At 65.0% G+C, this 18235-nt stretch carries 16 protein-coding genes and 4 pseudogenes; 12 read left to right on the top strand and 8 right to left on the bottom strand.

The window, feature by feature from the left end; translation table 11 throughout:
• Positions 1 to 4: 4 nt before the first annotated feature.
• The 6 genes and pseudogenes from MYXE_RS20600 to MYXE_RS20575 all read right to left on the bottom strand — a co-directional run bounded on the left by MYXE_RS20600 (position 5) and on the right by MYXE_RS20575 (position 5454).
• Entirely contained in the window at positions 5 to 874 is an 870-nt protein-coding gene (locus MYXE_RS20600) for an ABC transporter permease (protein ID WP_085196895.1), read from the bottom strand.
• Between the two features lies 1 nt (position 875).
• Positions 876 to 1673 (bottom strand): MlaE family ABC transporter permease, encoded by a 798-nt coding sequence (locus tag MYXE_RS20595; protein ID WP_085196893.1) that lies wholly within the window; start codon positions 1671 to 1673, stop codon positions 876 to 878.
• Between the two features lie 167 nt (positions 1674 to 1840).
• Positions 1841 to 2500 (bottom strand): annotated as a pseudogene (locus MYXE_RS20590) (sterol desaturase family protein); the annotation flags it as partial.
• The gene (locus MYXE_RS20585; protein WP_085196889.1) at positions 2497 to 3219 is read right to left on the bottom strand and encodes a FadR/GntR family transcriptional regulator; all 723 of its coding nucleotides are present in this window, start codon (positions 3217 to 3219) and stop codon (positions 2497 to 2499) included. The pseudogene MYXE_RS20590 and the gene MYXE_RS20585, both read right to left, overlap by 4 nt.
• A gap of 49 nt (positions 3220 to 3268) precedes the next feature.
• Entirely contained in the window at positions 3269 to 5140 is a 1872-nt protein-coding gene (locus tag MYXE_RS20580; protein WP_085196887.1) for a GMC family oxidoreductase, read from the bottom strand.
• Complete coding sequence (locus tag MYXE_RS20575) at positions 5137 to 5454, bottom strand: hypothetical protein (RefSeq protein WP_085196885.1); 318 nt, start codon at positions 5452 to 5454, stop codon at positions 5137 to 5139. The genes MYXE_RS20580 and MYXE_RS20575 overlap by 4 nt, the downstream gene beginning before the upstream one ends.
• A 105-nt stretch (positions 5455 to 5559) precedes the next feature.
• Between MYXE_RS20575 and MYXE_RS20570 the strand changes: the two are divergent.
• The 7 genes and pseudogenes from MYXE_RS20570 to MYXE_RS20540 form a co-directional block, all read left to right on the top strand.
• Positions 5560 to 5982 (top strand): annotated as a pseudogene (locus tag MYXE_RS20570) (alcohol dehydrogenase catalytic domain-containing protein); the annotation flags it as partial.
• Between the two features lie 94 nt (positions 5983 to 6076).
• Positions 6077 to 7168 carry an IS630 family transposase gene (locus tag MYXE_RS20565; protein WP_085193132.1) on the top strand — a complete coding sequence of 364 codons (1092 nt, stop codon included), beginning with the start codon at positions 6077 to 6079 and terminating at the stop codon, positions 7166 to 7168.
• Positions 7165 to 7848: pseudogene (locus MYXE_RS20560) on the top strand (zinc-binding dehydrogenase); the annotation flags it as partial. The gene MYXE_RS20565 and the pseudogene MYXE_RS20560, both read left to right, overlap by 4 nt.
• The gene (locus MYXE_RS20555) at positions 7845 to 8426 is read left to right on the top strand and encodes a carboxymuconolactone decarboxylase family protein (protein WP_085196164.1); all 582 of its coding nucleotides are present in this window, start codon (positions 7845 to 7847) and stop codon (positions 8424 to 8426) included. The pseudogene MYXE_RS20560 and the gene MYXE_RS20555, both read left to right, overlap by 4 nt.
• Positions 8423 to 8851, top strand: coding sequence for an FAS1-like dehydratase domain-containing protein (locus MYXE_RS20550; protein WP_161552132.1), 429 nt, complete (start codon positions 8423 to 8425; stop codon positions 8849 to 8851). The genes MYXE_RS20555 and MYXE_RS20550 overlap by 4 nt, the downstream gene beginning before the upstream one ends.
• Positions 8851 to 9282 (top strand): MaoC/PaaZ C-terminal domain-containing protein, encoded by a 432-nt coding sequence (locus tag MYXE_RS20545; protein ID WP_085196168.1) that lies wholly within the window; start codon positions 8851 to 8853, stop codon positions 9280 to 9282. The genes MYXE_RS20550 and MYXE_RS20545 overlap by 1 nt, the downstream gene beginning before the upstream one ends.
• Positions 9279 to 9524 carry an acyl-CoA thioesterase domain-containing protein gene (locus tag MYXE_RS20540; protein WP_085196170.1) on the top strand — a complete coding sequence of 82 codons (246 nt, stop codon included), beginning with the start codon at positions 9279 to 9281 and terminating at the stop codon, positions 9522 to 9524. The genes MYXE_RS20545 and MYXE_RS20540 overlap by 4 nt, the downstream gene beginning before the upstream one ends.
• 46 nt (positions 9525 to 9570) lie before the next feature.
• Here the strand turns inward: MYXE_RS20540 and MYXE_RS20535 are convergent, their stop codons facing one another.
• Positions 9571 to 10818, bottom strand: a complete 1248-nt coding sequence (locus MYXE_RS20535; RefSeq protein WP_112650229.1) for an IS256 family transposase — start codon at positions 10816 to 10818, stop codon at positions 9571 to 9573.
• 366 nt (positions 10819 to 11184) lie between these two features.
• On the opposite strand from MYXE_RS20535, the gene MYXE_RS20530 reads away from it, so the two are divergent.
• The 4 genes from MYXE_RS20530 to MYXE_RS20515 are packed head-to-tail and all read left to right on the top strand — an operon-like array spanning position 11185 to position 15646.
• On the top strand, positions 11185 to 11514 hold the full coding sequence (locus tag MYXE_RS20530; protein ID WP_085195693.1) for a hypothetical protein: 330 nt from the start codon (positions 11185 to 11187) through the stop codon (positions 11512 to 11514).
• A 50-nt stretch (positions 11515 to 11564) separates the two neighbouring features.
• The gene (locus tag MYXE_RS20525; RefSeq protein ID WP_161552131.1) at positions 11565 to 13913 is read left to right on the top strand and encodes a CaiB/BaiF CoA transferase family protein; all 2349 of its coding nucleotides are present in this window, start codon (positions 11565 to 11567) and stop codon (positions 13911 to 13913) included.
• Positions 13914 to 13923: 10 nt separating this feature from the next.
• Positions 13924 to 15390 carry an acetyl-CoA acetyltransferase gene (locus tag MYXE_RS20520; protein WP_085195689.1) on the top strand — a complete coding sequence of 489 codons (1467 nt, stop codon included), beginning with the start codon at positions 13924 to 13926 and terminating at the stop codon, positions 15388 to 15390.
• 25 nt (positions 15391 to 15415) lie between these two features.
• Positions 15416 to 15646, top strand: a complete 231-nt coding sequence (locus MYXE_RS20515) for a hypothetical protein (RefSeq protein ID WP_139821159.1) — start codon at positions 15416 to 15418, stop codon at positions 15644 to 15646.
• Positions 15647 to 15816: 170 nt separating this feature from the next.
• On the opposite strand, the gene MYXE_RS20510 is transcribed toward MYXE_RS20515, so the two are convergent.
• Positions 15817 to 16605 carry an acyl-CoA dehydrogenase family protein gene (locus MYXE_RS20510; protein WP_085195685.1) on the bottom strand — a complete coding sequence of 263 codons (789 nt, stop codon included), beginning with the start codon at positions 16603 to 16605 and terminating at the stop codon, positions 15817 to 15819.
• A gap of 163 nt (positions 16606 to 16768) precedes the next feature.
• Between MYXE_RS20510 and MYXE_RS20505 the strand changes: the two are divergent.
• Positions 16769 to 18171: pseudogene (locus MYXE_RS20505) on the top strand (IS1380 family transposase).
• Positions 18172 to 18235: the final 64 nt, after the last annotated feature.

Here is an 18235-nt window from a genome sequence, read left to right as displayed (position 1 = left end):
GCGACTACACCGTGAGGTTGAAGTTCGGGTCGACTCCGTAGAGCGCCAACTCACCCAACAGAACAACGACCACCACAGATACCAGGGAGAAGCGCATCGACCGCCCTACTGCGTGACCGACGCCTACCGGTCCGCCGCTGGCCGTGTAACCGTAATAGCAATGGGTGATCATCACGATCACTGCCATGACTACGACCTGCACCACCGACCAACCTACGTCCTCTGGTCGCAGGAACGTCCGAAAGTAGTGCTCGTAGGTACCATTTGACTGTCCATAGAACACTGTGGTGACCACCTGCCCCGACGTGAATGCCATGTCGAGCGCCAGCGCGTATAGCGGGACGATCACCACCAAGCCGCCCAAGATCCTGGTGGACACCAGGAATGCAACCGACTTGATACCCATAACCTCCAGGGCATCGATCTCCTCGCTGATGCGCATGGCACCTAGCTGAGCGGTGGCGCCGGCGCCAACTGTGGCCGCCAGCGCGACACCGGCGACGATTGGGGCTGCGACGCGTGTATTAGCAAGTGCGGCAAAAAATCCCGTAAACGCCTCAACACCGATATTGCCCAGCGACGCAAAGCCCTGGATCGCGATCAGTGAGCCACCCGAGAGCGTCACCAAACCGATAATCGCGACTGTGCCTCCCACCACAGCCATTGCGCCAGTGCCCATGCCGATTTCGGCGATCAGCCGCAGTGTCTCCTTGCGATAGCGGCGCAGCGCCCAGACCACATGGCCGACGCTGATTCTGGTAAACCGTGCCAGGTTGCCGACTTCCACGAGCCCTCGGAATGCGCTGCCACCATACCGATCGAGGCTGGCCGCTGCCCGGGGGAAGCGGGCCCGCAGCACCACGGTCGTCGACATCTCAGCGGCCTGTCCCGAAACGCACACCGATGGTGGTCAGCACCACGTTCACCGCGAATAACGCGATCACGCACAACACCAAGGTTTCGTTGACCGCGACGCCGACGCCTTTAGGGCCACCCTTCGTGGTCAGGCCGCGATAACAGCCGACTAGGCCGGCGATGAGCCCGAATGTAGCCGACTTGACCACCGAGATGACTACCTCGGGCAATCCGGTGACCAGCGTCAGGGTGCCGACGTACGCACCGGCCGAAACGTGCTGGATGAACACGCCGAACACGAAGCCGCCGACCAGACCGATGGTGATCACGGCGCCGTTGAGCAGGGTGCCCACGATGGTCGCGGCGACGACCCGAGGCACCACCAGTCGGTAAATGGGGTCGATGCCGAGGACCTCCATCGCGTCGATCTCCTCCCGGATGGTGCGCGCACCTAGGTCGGCGCAGATGGCCGTCGACCCAGCGCCGGCCACCACCAGCACCGTGGTCAGCGGGCCCAACTGGGTGACCGCACCCAACGCCGCCCCCGCGCCGGAGATGTCGGCGGCACCGAACTCAGCCAGCAGGATGTTGAGTGTGAAGACGATGAGCACAGTTAGCGGAATCGAGACCGCAAGCGTCGGCAGCAACGAGACACTTGTGATGAACCAGCCCTGCTGGATCATCTCGCGCCACTGGAAGCGCGGCCGGAAGAGCGCCTTGGCAGTCAGCACGCACATCCGGTAAAAGCCTCCAACCGCATCGATACCGGGCTGGACCTGGTCGCGGATATAGCCGGTAATTGCAGCCTGGGTTGTCATTGACGCGACCTTCCGACACCTGATTGCAGTACCGATGAAAGCCGAACGCCGATGTGCGGTAGGCGGTTCCGAAGACCGGCGTCTTTTGGACCACCACCGCGGTCGGTGACCGGATTTTGTCGAGACCGTGCTGGGCGTTGCTGGTTGCGTGCTGCACCACCGCTCCGACTAGCATGCAGGTCTTTCGCCGTAGGCGAGGTTGGAACCGTTGCGGGGTCGGGGTAGGTCCGCAGTACTCGGTCGGCGGTACCAGAAGTTGTAATGGTGAACCAGTAGTGCTCGTTCTTGAAATGGTGCAATCGGTGATTACGCCAGATAGCGCGGTAGATAGACGTTTTAGGCTTGTAGTCAGTGTGGATCAGGTGGTGAGTCCATTCGTAGCAAAGCCCAAGTGCCATGGCTAATGTGAGGAAGGTTAGCCCCAGCCCGACTCGCGGAAACGCCAGTAGTGCAATAGCAACGGCGCCGGCGAGTATCCACGGCAGCGTCTCGGCCGGTATAAATACCAAGGCCGGGACGCGGGGGTCGGCATGGTGTTGGCGGTGCTTGTGTGCCAGCAATGGATCTATGACCAGTTTGCCGATATGCTTTGGTCGCCAGTGCAAGATGAATACGTGAATGGCCCACTCCAAGAATGGAAAAGCCGTCACGATCGACGCCGACACCAACGCATCGGTGATCTGCCAGTCGCCCAACGCGATTCGCATCGCCAACGCTGCAACCAGCATGGCGCCGATCATTAAGGGTGAAGGATGCTTGCTGAACTGTCGCGCGGCGTCAGCAAGCGTGAAGTCTTTACGGTTGGCGGGAACCGTTGGCGCACTCATCGTTTGCTTTCCAGTTTGTCGAGCGCAGCCATCACTGCTTCATTCGCGCATTCGATTAGCTCGTAGGCAGCTTTCTTCGCGGCGGCAGAATCGCCGACGCTGATCGCATCAGCCAGTTTCCGATAGTCCCCTGGGCGCCTGATCTCGGAGGTCATCACGGTGGAGAGCATCGGCAGTGCTGGCTCGTACGCACCACGAAATGCGTTGAACATCAGCCGAAAGACGATCGAGCCAGCGCCGTCCAAAACATGGTCCCAGAATGTCAGCGCCTGACGTTGCCACTCGGTTGGATCGTCTTCGATCTCCAGCGTGCTTAATGAGTCTTGGAGCACTTGGGCCAGCTCTGGCCCGTGCCGTTCGGCGGCTAACTCTGCGGCCTTCGGCCCTATGCGCAGTCTGGCCTCCAGAAGGCTATGCGCAACCGAAGTGTCGAGCTCCCCACCCCGAAACAGCAATCGTGGCAGCAGATCCAAGCCGGCGTGCCGTCGAAAGTCACGCACGGTGGTGCCATCGCCCTGACGCACCTCGACCAGGCCAACGGCCGAAAGCTTCTTGAGCGCCTCGCGGACAGTAGGGCGCGATACCCCAAGCAACTCCGCCAACCGGCGTTCGCTGGGCAGCGCCTCACCGGGCCGCATCTCCCCGCTGAGCACATCCGCAGCGATCTGCTCGAACACCTCTTCGGGCACCGATCGGCGATTCACCGGCTGAAGCGGCATGGGAGCAGTGTGCTTGAAGCTAGGTAAGACGTCAAGTGGCCAGACCAATTCAGCCGATCGCGGCGACAATTTCGTCGGCGACGGCCAAGGCCAGGGCCATGATCGATACCTGTGGGTTCACCGTAGGGCAGCTCGGCAGGATCGACGCATCGGCGACCCACAAGCCGCCGATGCCGCGCAACCTTCCCCGCTGGTCGACGGGGCAGCGCTGCGCGTCTGCGCCGGCCGCTGCGGTGCCGGTGGGGTGAAAAGCTGCCAGGTGCAAGCTTTTTGGGTTTGTGCGGCGCAGTACTTCCTGCAGCGCGGTTACCGAGTTCACCGTCGCCCCGGCCGGCAGACCGGTCAGCACCTGGTCGGCCCCGGCCGCGAACAGCAGCTTACCCATGGCCTCGATCGCGACCATGAGCTTGTCGGCATCGGTCCGGGTGATGTCGTAGCGGACCAGTGCCCCACTGGCTGGACCGCGAATGACTCGCCCGACACCCTCGTCGGCTACCATCGCCCCCAATGTCGCGACGTGTGAGGCTCGATCCAGCCAGCTGAGCAAATCGGTGCCGTAGCCGGGCAGGACCATCGATCCCATGCCCGGGGGAGTCGCGGTCGCCTCGATCAGGACGCCGCTGTCTTCGTGCAGTTCCTGGGTGGCTGCGCTCTGCAGCACGCCGCGCCACGCGAAGACGTCGTCCTCGAAATGCCCGGCCAACGCCACGGCCGGATGCAGGGCGAGATTGCGGCCCAGCCGTGGATGAGCACCAAGACCGCTGCGCTGCAACAATGTTGGCGTCTCGGTGGCACCGGCAGCCACCACCACTGTGGTGGCAAGCACGTCCACCGCGGTGCCGTCGGGCCGGCGCGCCCGCACCCCGCAGGTTCGTCCGGCAGTGTGGAGCACCCGCTCGACCCGCGCGTCGGCTAAAATCCGCGCTCCGGCCACGCAGGCCTGCGGCAGCGCGTTGAGATGCACTCCGAACTTGGCATTGCGCGGACAGCCGATCGCGCACTGGCAGCAGGCGTCACACCCCGGTGCGTTGCGGGGGATCGGCGCTGCCCGCCAGCCCAGCGCCTCGGCACCGACGAGCAGCAGAGTCCCGTTGCGTCCCATGATCTCCAGTGGCACCGGGGCGACTTGCAACGTCCGTTCAACCTCGTCGAGGTAGCCGGATAGCTGCGCAGGATCGGCAAGCCCGAGTCCGTACTCGTCGCGCCAGTGCCGCTGCACGGTGAGCGGAGGTCGGTAGCAGGTGCCGGAGTTGACGACCGTGCTACCACCCACTGCACGGCCCATCGGCATCACGATCGCCGGGCGTCCTAGTGCGACGGTGGCGCCGGCTCCGCGGTACAGGCCGGCAAAGCGATCGATTGGATGCCGACTGCGGAACTCGTCGACCGTCCAGCGTCGTCCCTCCTCGACCACGACCGTGTCGAGGCCAGCCTGGGCCAGTGTCCGGGCGACCATCGCGCCGCCCGCGCCAGAACCGACGACTACCGCATCGGCTGTGACCACGGACGGGCTGTCGATCGAAGAAATGACGTTCAACACCGCATCAGGACGGGCGGGCTCGTGCTCGCGGGCGCGTGCGAACAGTTCAGTTGCGTAGGTGTCGGCGCCGTTGGCCATCAGCACAACGGCTTTAAGTCCCTCCAGGGCGGCGCTGGCATCGGGGCCGAGTGAGGCAAGGCGGCGCAGCACGTTGGCGCGGGTCTCCGGACTTAGCTGCGACAGCGAGCGCCCGGTCATGAGATGGCCCGTGACCTGGATGGCAAGCAGGCCGCCTCGCAATGCGAGCCGAGAGGACATGGGGAGCTGGTTGACGTACCGCTCGACGCGCTCGACAAGCAGGGCCGCAGACGGACCGCCGTGCTCTTCGGGGAGCAGGGCGACGCCGAATGCCGCGGTCGCCCGTTTGGCGAGGCGGCTCATAGCAGGCGCCCGAGCTTGAGGAAAAACGGATATGTCGCGAAGATAAGACCCGCCAGCATGTGCATCGGCCAGCCGATGTCATCGGCGTTAACACCGAAAACTCCGCTATTCCACATGAAGTCGCGCCCGCCTTGCGCGCGAAACGGACGGCAGAGCAACCCGAGCCCTGGCACGTTGTTATACAGCCCGAACGAGGTGCCGATGAACACGGCGAGGGTGGCGGCCTCGGCGACTTCACGCTGAGCAGCCGGCAGGACGCGTTCAATGAAAGCGCCGGAGGCGAGCAGCAACGGCGGGTCGAACAGAAAGCTCATCACTGAGTCCCTTCGTTGACGATGGGTGCGTCCGCACCTGCGAGTGTCGGGTATGCGGTGCACAATAGATTGACATATCAATCAATAACACCCTACGGTGCGATCATGGTGGACGACGCGGTGGCGCGGGCGCTGGTGTTGGATGCCCCGCGACGGCTGGTCGTCCGGGAGTTTCGCGTGCCAACGGTCGGAGACGACGACGCGCTGCTGCGCGTATCCGCCTGCGGTTTGTGCGGCACCGATCACGAGCAGTACACCGGCGAGCTCGCAAGTGGTTTCGCCTTCGTGCCCGGTCACGAGACTGTGGGGACGATCGAGGCCATCGGGTCAAAGGCGGCGAAGCGTTGGGGTGTCGCTGCTGGCGATCGAGTCGCTGTCGAGGTGTTCCAGTCCTGTCGTGACTGTGCCGCATGCCGGGCCGGGGAGTACCGGCACTGCGAGCGGCACGGGCTGGCCGATATGTACGGCTTCATCCCGGCCGACCGCGAGCCAGGACTGTGGGGTGGCTACGCCGAATACCAGTACCTAGTGTCTCGCGCCAGAAATTCGTTACATAAATGTAATCGGTGCGGATCGGCGGTGTTCCACGGCGAAACGCATTGGTGCGTGGGATGATTCGCATGTGGCATCACAGGGGCGACCGAAAGCGGAATTGGTGTTGACCGATGAAGAACACGAGACGCTGACCCGGTGGGCGCGGCGGCGCAAATCCGCCCAGGCGCTGGCGTTGCGGTCACGGATCGTGCTCGGTTGCGCCGAGGGCTTGACCAACAAGCAGGTCGCGGCGCGCGAGCGGGTATCGCAGCCGACCGTGGGCAAGTGGCGGAGCCGGTTCGTCGAGGCACGGCTAGACGGGCTGGTCGATGACCCCCGGCCGGGCCGGCCGGCGTCGGTGAGCGCCGAGCAGGTCGAGAACGTGGTGGTGGCCACCTTGGAGTCCACTCCGGCCAACGCCACGCACTGGTCGCGGGCCTCGATGGCCCAACGCTGCGGGCTGTCGAAGTCCACGATCGGGCGGATCTGGAAAGCATTTGAGCTGCAACCACATCGGGCCGAGCACTTCAAACTGTCCAATGATCCGCTGTTTGTGGAGAAGGTCTATGACATCGTCGGGCTCTATCTTGACCCGCCCGAGGCCGCGGTGGTGCTGTGCGTGGACGAAAAGAGCCAGGTCCAGGCGCTGGCGCGCAGCCAGCCGGCGTTCCCGATGATGCCCGGCATGCCCGAGAAACGCACCCACGACTACGTGCGCTCGGGCACCACCAGCCTGTTCGCCGCCTTCGACATCGCCGACGGCACCGTGATCACCGCGCTGCACCGGCGCCACCGCGCCATCGAGTTCCGCAAGTTCCTGGCCAGGATCGACGCCCAGGTCCCCGACCACCTCGACGTCCACCTGGTCTGCGACAACTACGGCACTCACAAAGCGCCCACCGTGCAAAGCTGGCTCGAGCGCCACCCTCGCTTCCACATGCACTACACCCCAACCTATTCCAGCTGGATCAACCAAGTTGAGCGCTGGTTCGCCGAGCTGACCCGCCAACTCCTTGAACGCGGCGACCACCGCAGCGTCCAAGCACTCGAAAAAGACATCCGTGCCTGGGTCGCCGCCTGGAACGACAACCCCAAACCATTCGTGTGGACCAAGACCGCCGAACAGATCCTCCAGTCCATCCAACGACTAATGAAACGAATTTCTGGCGCGGGACACTAGCTGCTGATTCGATGGTGTTGCCGGTGCCTGCTGGTCTCGATCCCATCGTGGCCACCTTGTTCAACCCGCTCGGTGCCGGGATTCGTTGGGGGGTAACGGTTCCCGGCACCGGACCCGGTGACGTGGTTGCGGTGCTCGGACCGGGTGTGCGCGGGCTGTGTGCCGCTGCCGCAGCCAAAGAGGCCGGGGCCCGGTTTGTGATGGTGACGGGGCTGGGCCCACGTGACGCCGACCGCTTGGCGCTGGCATCGAAGTTCGGCGCCGATCTGGCCGTCGACGCCGGTGCCGAGGACCCGGTTGCTGCGTTGAAGAAGACGACCGGAGGGCTGGCCGACGTCGTCGTCGATGTCACCGCCCGCGCGCCGGCGGCGTTCATGCAAGCGATCGCGCTGGCTCGTCCCGCGGGGACAGTCGTCATCGCCGGTACCCGAGGTTTCGGTGTTGGCGCCCCGGGGTTTTCGCCGGACGTGATCGTCTTCAAGGAGTTGCGGGTGCTCGGGGCCCTTGGCGTGGACGTCACCGCCTACCGGGCGGCGCTGGATTTGCTGGCTTGCGGCCGGTACCCATTCGCGAGCCTGCCGCGTCGTTGTGTAGGACTCGATGATGCTGAAGACCTGCTCGCCACCATGGCCGGTGAGCGCGACGGTGTCGCGCCCGTTCACGGAGTGCTCATACCATGACCCAACCCCGCGTGCCCCTCTTGCCGATCGACGAGGCCAAGACCGCCGCCGATGAGGCCGGTGTGCCCAACTACATGGCTGAGCTGGCGATCTTCCAGGCGCTGCTGAACCATCCGAGCCTGGCCCGGGTGGTCAACGATCTGCTGACGGCCATGCTCTGGCACGGCGCGCTCGATACGCGGCTGCGCGAGCTAGTGATCATGCGCATCGGTTGGCTAACTGCCTCAGACTACGAATGGACTCAGCATTGGCGCGTCGCGCGGGGCCTCGGCGTGAGCGCCGACGACCTGTTGGCCGTGCGTGATTGGCAGGCCTACGAGGGATTCGGGGCTGCGGAGCAAGCGGCACTGGCAGCCACTGACGACGTGGTGTGCGACGGCGTCGTGAGCGCCGCGAGCTGGGCGGCGTGCGAACGCGCATTCGGCTCCGACCGCAAAGTGCTGATCGAACTCGTCACCGCGATCGGGGCTTGGCGGATGATCGCCTCGATCCTGCACAGCTTGCAAATCCCACTGGAGGACGGCCTCGAAAGCTGGCCGCCCGACGGTCAGCAACCTACCCGGAAGGAGCCGCCGTGACTTACCGCTTCGTCGTCGAAGAAGGCAAGATCGCCGAATTCGCCGCCGCCGTAGGCGACGACAACCCTGCGCATCGCGACCGCGAAGCCGCTGCCGCCCAAGGTTTTCCGGCAATCCCGGCGCCACTGACATTCTGTGCGAGCTCGGCGTTATGGTACCGCGGCCCGCATCCATTGGCCGGTCGGCGGCTCGACTTGACACGAGTGCTGCACGGCGAGACCGAAATCGAACTGTGCAGGCCGCTGCTGGCCGGTGACGAGCTCATCGTCGAGCCGACGTTTGCGGGCACCGAGGAAAAACAGGGCCAACGGGGCGGGCGGATGCGAATCCACACCCTCGAGAACACCTACCGCGACGCCGCTGGCGAGGTCGTGCTCGTGGAGCGGTGGCGCCTCGTTGAGACGGCGACGACGGTGGAGGCGTGATGATCGATAGGGCCACACATGCAGCAGGAACCTTCCGGCTCGGCGACGAGGCGCCCGGGTTTGCGGTGGGACCCATCACCCGAACCCACATCGTCCGTTACGCTGGCGCGTCCGGCGATTTCACGGCCATCCACCACGATGAACCGCTGGCCCACAGCGTCGGACTTCCGAGCGTATTCGCGATGGGCATGATGCACGCCGGCATGCTTGCCCACCTCGTCGCGGACTGGCTGGGATTGGCGAGCGTGCGCCGCTACCGCGTCCGATTCGAGGAACGGGTATGGCCCGGTGACGTGCTGACGTTCGCGGGCCGCATCATCGTCGTCGACCGCAGCGACGGCGTCGAGCGAGTGGAGGCCGAAGTCACGTGTCACAACCAGGGGGGTAAGCGGACGCTGTCAGGGTCGGCGACGGCGGAGTACCCGCTATGAGCGACGTGGTGACCTCCATCGACGCCGTACTTGATTGCCGGGCCGACGGTGATGGGCTGTCGTTTGGGCTTGGGCGTCACCTGCACGGCGCCTTCGGCGGGGCCTTCGGTGGTGCGGTCGCGGCCGCCGCTCTGCAAACGGCGCGCCATGCGGTTTCCGGGCGGATGCCCGCGTCGCTGGATATACGGTTCCTACGTGGTCTGCCAGCCGGCACCGCTCTCGCAAAGGGCCAAGCCCAGTGACGTGGTGTAAGAGTTCGTTCGATCGCGTGACCCTTCGGGTGGCAGTCTAGGCGGTCAGGGCTGGGGTGGTGTTGGTTTGCTGTCCGGCGGGCTCGTCGGTGCTGGTCAGTGCTGTGCGGGCGCGGGTGAGCACGTCAAGGCCCAGGTAGCGTCGTCCTTCGATCCATTCGTCGTGTTGTTCGGCCAGCACGGCACCGACGAGGCGGATGATCGAGGCCCGGTCGGGGAAGATGCCCACGACGTCGGTCCTGCGCCTGATTTCTTTGTTGAGCCGTTCCTGGGGATTGTTGCTCCAGATTTGGCGCCAGATCTGTTTGGGAAAAGCGGTGAACGCCAACAGATCCGGGCGGGCTGCGTCGAGGTGTTCGGCCACTTTGGGGAGCTTGTCCGACAATGCGTCGAGGACTCGATCGTATTGGGCAACAACCGATTCGGCGTCGGGCTGGTCGAAGACCGAGTGCAGCAGAGTGCGCACCCACGGCCAGGAGGACTTCGGGGTGGCCGCCATCAGGTTGTTCGCGTAATGGGTGCGGCAGCGCTGCCAGGCCGCTCCGGGCAAGGTGGCCCCGATCGCGGCGACCAGGCCGGGGTGGGCGTCGCTGGTGACCAGCGCCACCCCGGACAGGCCGCGGGCCACCAGGTCGCGGAAGAACGCCAGCCAGCCTGCCCCGTCCTCGGCCGAGCTGACCTGCACACCCAGGATCTCGCGGTAGCCCTCGGCGTTGACGCCGGTGGCAATCAGGGTGTGCACGCCCACGACGCGGCCCGCCTCGCGGACTTTGAGCACCAGGGCATCAGCGGCGACGAACGTGTACGGGCCGGCGTCAAGCGGGCGGGTGCGAAACGCCTCAACCTGCTCATCGAGTTCTTTGGCCATGATCGACACCTGCGACTTGGAAAGCCTCGTCACACCCAGTGTTTCAACGAGGCGTTCCATCCGCCGGGTGGACACTCCCAGCAGATAGCAGGTGGCCACCACGCTGGTCAGGGCACGCTCGGCGCGTTTGCGTCGCTCCAATAGCCAGTCCGGGAAATAGCTGCCCTGACGCAGCTTGGGAATGGCCACATCGATGGTGCCGGCGCGGGTGTCGAAATCACGATGCCGGTAGCCGTTGCGGCTGTTGGACCGCTCATCGCTGCGCTGGCGGTAGCCGGCCCCGCAGATGGCGTCGGCTTCCGCGCCCATCAAGGCGTGGATGAACACCGACAGCAGCCCTCGCAGCAAGTCCGGGCTGGCCTCGGCGAGTTGGTCGGCCAACAGCTGCTCGGCGTCGATAAGGTGTGGTGAGGTCATCGCGTTGCTCTCCTTCGGTTGACTTTGCTGATCGTTCGAAGGATCACGCGATGACCGCCCTCTACCGCGCTACGACACGCCCACCGGCCCTACCGGCTCATACACCACGCCCCTGGACGCAACTTCGCAAAGGCGACAATCCTGCGAGCCGGACGTTCGCTCACCACAGTCAGTATCGACATCCGCGACGGCGAAGGTCGGCTATCAGCTCGAGCGACCATTGGGCTTACCGACTCCGCCGCACTGCGCCCCATCGACCAGCCCACGGCCTCCAAGAAGCCACCGCTCGATGACTATGACAGCGGTGCGGACTGGCAGGCGCCCGACGGTGTCGAGATTCCGATCCTGTCCACACTGCGCCCGCGAGTGCTGGGATCCGGTTGCTCATGGGTCGCAACCGGACTGCGGCTGCCATGGACGGATTCGGGTGCCGGTGCCGAATCAGCCTGTCTGGCCGCCGACATGTGCGTCGGCCCGCCGGTGGCCACCGCCTGCGCTGGCCGATGGATTCCACATCCCAACCCCGACCTATCGCTGCGTTTCGTCGGCCAGGTTGCTGGCCCCGAGCTGGTCGGCATTGGAAGGCTGGACCGCATCAGCGCCGGCTTGGCCGCGGTCAACATCAGCGTGTGGTCGGGCAACGAGCTTGTCGCGGTCGGAGTCTGCTCGTCAATGCTGCTGGCGGCCGGTCGATGACGGAAGCATGCGCCGAAGGCGGCGCGTCAGGTTGTGGCGGCGACGCAACGATGACGACGCACGATCCGCTGCCGCTCGTCGACGTCCGGGTGCTCGACCTTGCCAGTGGTGAAGCCGACGCGATCAGCCGGATCCTCGCCGACCTCGGCGCCGACGTCCTCAAGATCGAACCTCCGGGCGGTAGCCCGAGCCGCGTGGCGCTGCCCGCGGTGGCCGGCTTCAGTATCGGATTCGCGCTGCATAACGCGAACAAGCGCAGCGCGGTGCTCAACCCCGACGCCGACGCAGACCGGCGCCGGTTTCTTGAGTTGGTCGCCGGCGCAGACATCGTCGTTGACAGCGGAATTCCGGGTTTGGCAAGAGCGTTCGGCACGTCCTGCCCAAGACTGGCCGACCGGTTTGAGCGGCTGGTCGCGATGCACGTCACTGATTTCGGCGCCGACGGCCCGCACGCGTCCTGGCAGGCCACCGATCCGGTGATGTATGCGCTGTCGACCGCGCTGTCGCGGTCGGGGCCGCCCACTGGAATGCCGGTGCTGCCGCCGGATGGAATCGCGTCGGCGACCGCGGCAGTGCAGGCAGCCTGGGCAGCGCTGACGGCCTATTATCACCGGCTGCGTTGCGGCAGAGGCGATTACATCGACTTCTCGCGATTCGAGGCTGTCCTACAGGCGCTCGATCCGCCCTTCGGCGCGATGGGGCAAGGCGCTTTGGCGCAGCGAAGTTCCGGTGCGTGGCGCGGCCGTCCGCGGCATCAGGACGTCTATCCGATATTCGCTTGCAAGGACGGCTATGTGCGGACCTGCGTGATGTCGCCGCGGCAGTGGCGCGGCATGAGGGCGTGGCTGGGCGAGCCGGTGCAGTTTCAAGATCCCAAGTACGACACAGTGGGAGCCCGGTTCTTGGCGAGTCAGGAGATCGGTGCGCTCACCGCGGCGCTATTCGCCGACCAGCCGATGGACGACCTGGTCGCGGCCGGGAGAGCCTACGGAGTCCCGATTGCCCCGGTGTTGAGCTGTTCGGAAGTGCTGTCTTCCGATCACTTCCGTGCAGTCGGTGCGCTGACTGGATTGGAGTTGCCCTCCGCTCATCACCTCACTGTTCCAGTCGGTCCGTTTGTCGTCGATGGCCGCCGGGCGGGTCTGCGCCATCCCGCACCGGTCGCCGGACAGCACCGTCCCGAATGGCACAGCCGGGACACGGCGCCACGAGCCGACGGTGAGTCTGTGCGCCGGCCGTTCGATGGGATCCGCATCTTGGACCTGGGCATAATCGTCGCAGGCGGGGAGGTCGGCCGGCTTTTCGCCGACATGGGCGCCGAGGTCATCAAGGTCGAGAGTGCGCAATTTCCCGACGGACTGCGCCAGACCCGCGCGGGTCAACCGATGAGCGAGGCCATTGCTTGGACGAATCGCAACAAGTACGGGCTGGGCCTAGATTTGCGGCAGCCCGAGGGCGCCGACATTTTCGCTCGTCTGGTGGCCGACGCCGACATGGTGTCCGCGAACTTCAAGCCCGGAACACTTGCCGGCCTGGGCTTTCCGTATCAGAGGCTGCGATCGCTCAATCCGGGCATTGTCCTAGTCGAAAGCAGCGCATTCGGCGACCAGGGTCCATGGAGCGTCCAGTTGGGGTACGGCCCGTTGGTGCGTGCGGCAACCGGTATCACTCGGCTGTGGACCTCCGATGATGTCGACGATGGCCGGCCGTCATTTATGGATGCCGTCACCGTCTTTCCCGATCACGTCGCCGCGCGAGTCAGCGCGATCGCGGCGCTGGCAGCGTTGGTCCGCAGGCACCATACTGGGCGCGGCGCGCACGTGCACATCTCGCAGGCCGAGGTGGCGGTCAACCAACTCGACGTGACCTACGTCAGCCATCAAGCGCGCGCGGCGGGCCTGCCGGTGCGCGACAACCCGAGCTGGCACGGGGTATTTCCCTGCGCCGGGAACGACGAGTGGTGTGTGATCGGCATACGCGACGACCGCGATTGGCGGGCATTGGCGGCGGTGATCGGCCGGTCCGCCCTGGACCGGAACAGCTGTGATGTCTCGGCCGAGATAACGCGATGGACCCGCACCCTCGACAACAAGACGGTGACCAAGCTGCTGCAGCAGGCCGGTGTGCCGGCGGGTCCGATGAATCGAGCCAGCGATGTGCTTGTCGATCCCCAAGTTCAGCATCGAAAGTTGTTCTCGGCCATGGTGCATCCGCTGTTCGAAGGCCCGCTGCCCACCGAGTCCTGGCCCGCGCCGTACCGCAACATTCCGGCTGCCGAGTTGCGGCCTGCGCCGATGCTGGGAGAGCACACCCGCGAGATCTGCCAAAAGCTGATCGGCCTGGATGACGCCGAGATTGACCGCCTGATCAACGCCGGTGTGCTGTTCGCGCAAACATGAGGTGTAACTCATGCCCGTGGATTCCAGAACTGCGGTGCTCATCGGCGCCGGACAGGTCAACCAGCGCGACGGCGACGTCGACCCGGTCGGGTTGATGACACTAGCCGCCCGGCAAGCCGGCAATGCCAGGGTTCTGGAAGCGGTCGATTCGATTCGGGTCGTGAATATACTGTCCTGGCGCTATCGCGATCCAGGACTGTTGCTCGGGCAGCAGATCGGGGCCAGGAACTTCTCGACCCGCTACAGCGGGGTGGGCGGCAACGTACCTCAGGTCCTGCTAAATCAGGCCTGCCTGGATGTGCAGCGCGGGCGGGCCGACGTCGTGCTCATCGCCGGCGCTGAGTGTTGGCGCACCCGGATGCGGTTGCGTGTCGCCGGTAGCAAGCCGCAGTGGCCACAGCAGGACGACTCGGTGGCGATCGCCGAGGGCGGCGACGACGTGCCGCTGGCGGGTCCGGCCGAACTGCGCATCGAACTGATCCAGCCGGCGCATGTGTACCCGATGTTCGAGCAGGCGTTGCGGATCGCCGCCGGCGAATCGCCGGACCGGCACCGGCGCCGGATCGGTGAGTTATGGTCGCAGTTCAGTGCGGTCGCTGAAGGCAACCCGAATGCCTGGAGCCCGAAAGCTGTCCCAGCAGAAAAGATTTGGCAGCCCGGGCCGGCGAACCGGATGATCAGCTGGCCCTACACCAAGCTGATGAATTCCAACAACATGGTCGACCAGAGTGCGGCCATCATCCTGGCTTCTGCCGAAGCGGCTGCGCGGCTCAAGGTTCCGCCGGATCGGTGGATTTTCCCTCATGCCGGGACCGACTCGCACGACACCTACGCGCTCAGCGAGCGCCTCGACTACCATCAGTCCCCGGCGATCCGGATCGCGGGTCGACGCGTCCTTGAGCTCGCCGGGTTGGCGGTCGGGGATATTAGGTTCGTCGACATCTACTCGTGCTTTCCGTCCGCGGTTCAAATCGCCGCGACCGAACTCGGCCTTCCGATCGGCAATTCGACACGTCCGCTGACGGTGACCGGCGGAATGACCTTCGCCGGGGGGCCGTGGAACAACTATGTCACCCACTCCATCGCCACCATGACCGGCTTGCTCATCGAGAACCCCGGCAGTTTCGGGCTGATCACCGCAAACGGCGGCTACCTCACCAAGCACAGCATCGGCGTCTACGGCACCAACCCGCCGGACACCGGATTCCGCTGGGAAGACGTGCAATCGGAGGTCAACCAGGAGCCGACCCGCAAGGCCTTCGAGCAATGGGAGGGCACCGGCACCATCGAAACCTGGACTACGCCGTTCAGCCGCGATGGGCGTCCCGAGAGAACATTCGTCGCCGTGCGCACTCCCGATGATGTGCGCACGCTGGCGGTGCTCACCGCCGCAGCCGATGCGCAGGCAAGCGTGCGTGACGACATCGCGGGAGCCAAGGTTGCCGTTCACGGCGATGGCACCGCAACGCTCGCGTAGCGCCTACATCGAGAAGATAGGGGGCGTGACTGAGGTCATCGCACACGTGGTCCGGATGGTCAGTGGTCGCGTATTCGCGTCTTTGAGGTACTCTGCGCTGAGAAAATTCCGCCTGTCAGCCAAGCGGTTTCATTTCGCATCCAGTCCAACCGCGGTGCCGTCGGCCAAGGTTAGCGACGCAAATAATGATGAGCAGCCGCAGCTTCGCGACGATTGCCCGTTGCGAACTGCCGAGAATGGCGCCACCATCTTCTGATCTCCGAACAGCCCGAATCCCGGACCTCTTTACACCGCCATGAGTTTCACCACACTGTTCCGAAAGGTCGTCGGTGACCTAGCAATCGATGAGCAGAGTCGGTCCATATTTCGATAAGGCCGAACCAGCCGTCGGCCAAGGCAGCCCTTACGACTTCAGCGAGGCGGCGCCTATAGACCGAGCGTGTCGGCAAGGGCGTGGCGGTAGTGGACTGGATCACCGAACATCAGCTGTGCGCACTTGGCCCGCTTGAGATACAGGTGTGCGGGGTGCTCCCAGGTAAAACCCACCCCGCCGTGGATCTGAATGTTGTCAGCGGCCGCGCGGACATAGACGTCACCGACATAGGCTTTGGCCATCGCGGCCTCGACGCCGAAGTCGCCGGGTTTCTCGTCGGCGACCGCGGCGGCGTGGTAGGCCACCGACCTGGCGAGTTCAACCGCCACCAACATGTCGGCGCACTTGTGTTTGATCGCTTGGAACGAACCGATGGGTCGGCCGAACTGGTATCTCGTCTTGGCGTAGGTAACCGACGCGTTGAGCACTGCCTTTGCACCACCAACGCCCTCGTTGGCCAAGGCGACACACGCCAGGTTGACGACGTCGCGGTAGACCTGCGCCGCGCCACGCTCGGTGCGGATGATCCGCGCCTCCGCCGCGTCGAAGCTGACGGTGGCGTGCTTGCGAGTCGCGTCCATGGTCGGTGCCGGGGTGATCACCACACCGGTGGCATCGGTGCTCACGGCCAAGAGCTCGAGTTCGCCTGCGCTGCGGGCGAACACGTAGATGATGTCGGCCACTGCGGCGTCGAGAACGAATCCGGCAGTCCCGGAAACGATGTGACCGTCAGCGGTGGGTGCCGCCGTCAGCTGGATGTCTGCGAACGGATCGTCACCGTTAGGAAAGGCGACGGTAGCGATGGCTTCGCCGGTCGCGATCTTTGGCAAGAAGTCGGCCATTGCCGCACGGTCGCCCGACCGCAACACAACTTCGGCCCCTAAGCCTAAATCCGTGGATGGTTCCGGTGATTTGATCGGCGTGTGAACAGCGAAAATGCCTTCTGAACTGGGACAATACGAGTGCTGAGGCCGCATTTGTCCATAGTCCGGGAAGGCACTTTCGATGCACTCATCGTATACGTTCACCACCGGATCGGCGGTGTTTGACGAGCAGAATCTGCTGTCGGCGGCCGGGTTGGTGCCAGTGCTGGAACTGGCTGAGCAGACCGGTCTTTCGGAATTGATCAACGAGCGCGTGGATCTGCCGTCGACTCGGGTGAAGTCCGGCGCGGTCAACCCGGCTGGCAAGCTGACCTCGATCGTCGCCGGGATGATGTGCGGCGCGGACAGCATCGATGATGCCAATGTGCTGCGCGCCGGCGGCACACCCCGGGTGTTCAACGAGGTATATGCCCCATCGACGTTGGGGATCTTTTTGCGCGAGTTCACCTTCGGGCATACCAAACAACTCGCCGCAGTGGCCCGCGAGCATCTGATCGCACTGGCGGCGCGCACCCCGCTGCTGGCTGGCGCCGACGAGCGGATGTTTTTGGACATCGACTCGCTGCTGCGCCCGGTCTACGGCCACGCCAAGCAGGGCGCCTCCTTCGGTCATGCCAAGATCGCCAGCCGCGCGCTGCTGCGGCTGGGCCTGTCCCCACAGATCACCACCATCTCCACGGCGACCGCCGCGCCGGTGATCGCCGAGGCGCAGCTACGGAGCGGCAAAGCCGCCTCCGGGCGCGGTGCCGCATACCAGCTCAAGCAGGCGATCACCACCGCGAAAGCGATCAACCCCGACGCGCCGATCCTGGTGCGCGGCGACTCAATGTTTGGCACCAAGAAAGTGATCACCACCTGCATTCAGCGAGGCGCCGAATTCTCCCTGTCGATCAGCCGCAACAAGCGCATCAACGCCGCGATCGCCGCCATCGACGAGGCCGCCTGGACCCCGGTGCACTACCCGGGCGCGGTCGAAGACCCCGACACCGGGGCGTTGATCTCCGATGCCCAGGTCGCCGAAACCCCCTACACCCTGCGCCTGGCCCGCGGCCGAACACTGACCGTGCGGCTGGTAGTGCGCCGGGTCAAGACGCCCGCCACCTGGATGCGTTGTTTCCGGTGTGGCGCTATCACCCGTTTGTCACCAACTCCGCGCTGCCGGTCGACCAGGCCGATATCACCCACCGACGCCACGCCATCATCGAAACCACCTTCGCCGATTTAATCGACGGCCCACTGGCACACATCCCGTCGGGGCTGTTCGCGGCCAACTGCGCCTGGCTGGCCTGCGCGGTGATCGCCCATAACCTGCTGCGCGCCGTCGGCACCCTCGCCGGTGGCCACCATGCCGTGGCCCGCGGGGCTACCCTGCGCCGCGACCTGATCAACATCCCGGCCCGCTTCGCCGCCCCGGCCCGCAAACCAATGCTGCACCTACCCGCCCACTGGCATTGGCGAGCCAGATGGAAGGCCCTGTGGCACAACGTCATCGGTTACCCGATCGCGCAACCCCGCGCCGCCTGACCCCACCTTCCAAGCCCTGTCCGCCCCGCCATCCCAGGCCCGACCCAAGGAACCCAAAGGAAAG

The organism is Mycobacterium xenopi (assembly GCF_009936235.1).
Classification (GTDB): domain Bacteria; phylum Actinomycetota; class Actinomycetes; order Mycobacteriales; family Mycobacteriaceae; genus Mycobacterium; species Mycobacterium xenopi.
The sequence above is the reverse complement of the archived record's forward strand: the minus strand, read 5'-3'. Positions and strand labels throughout refer to the sequence as shown.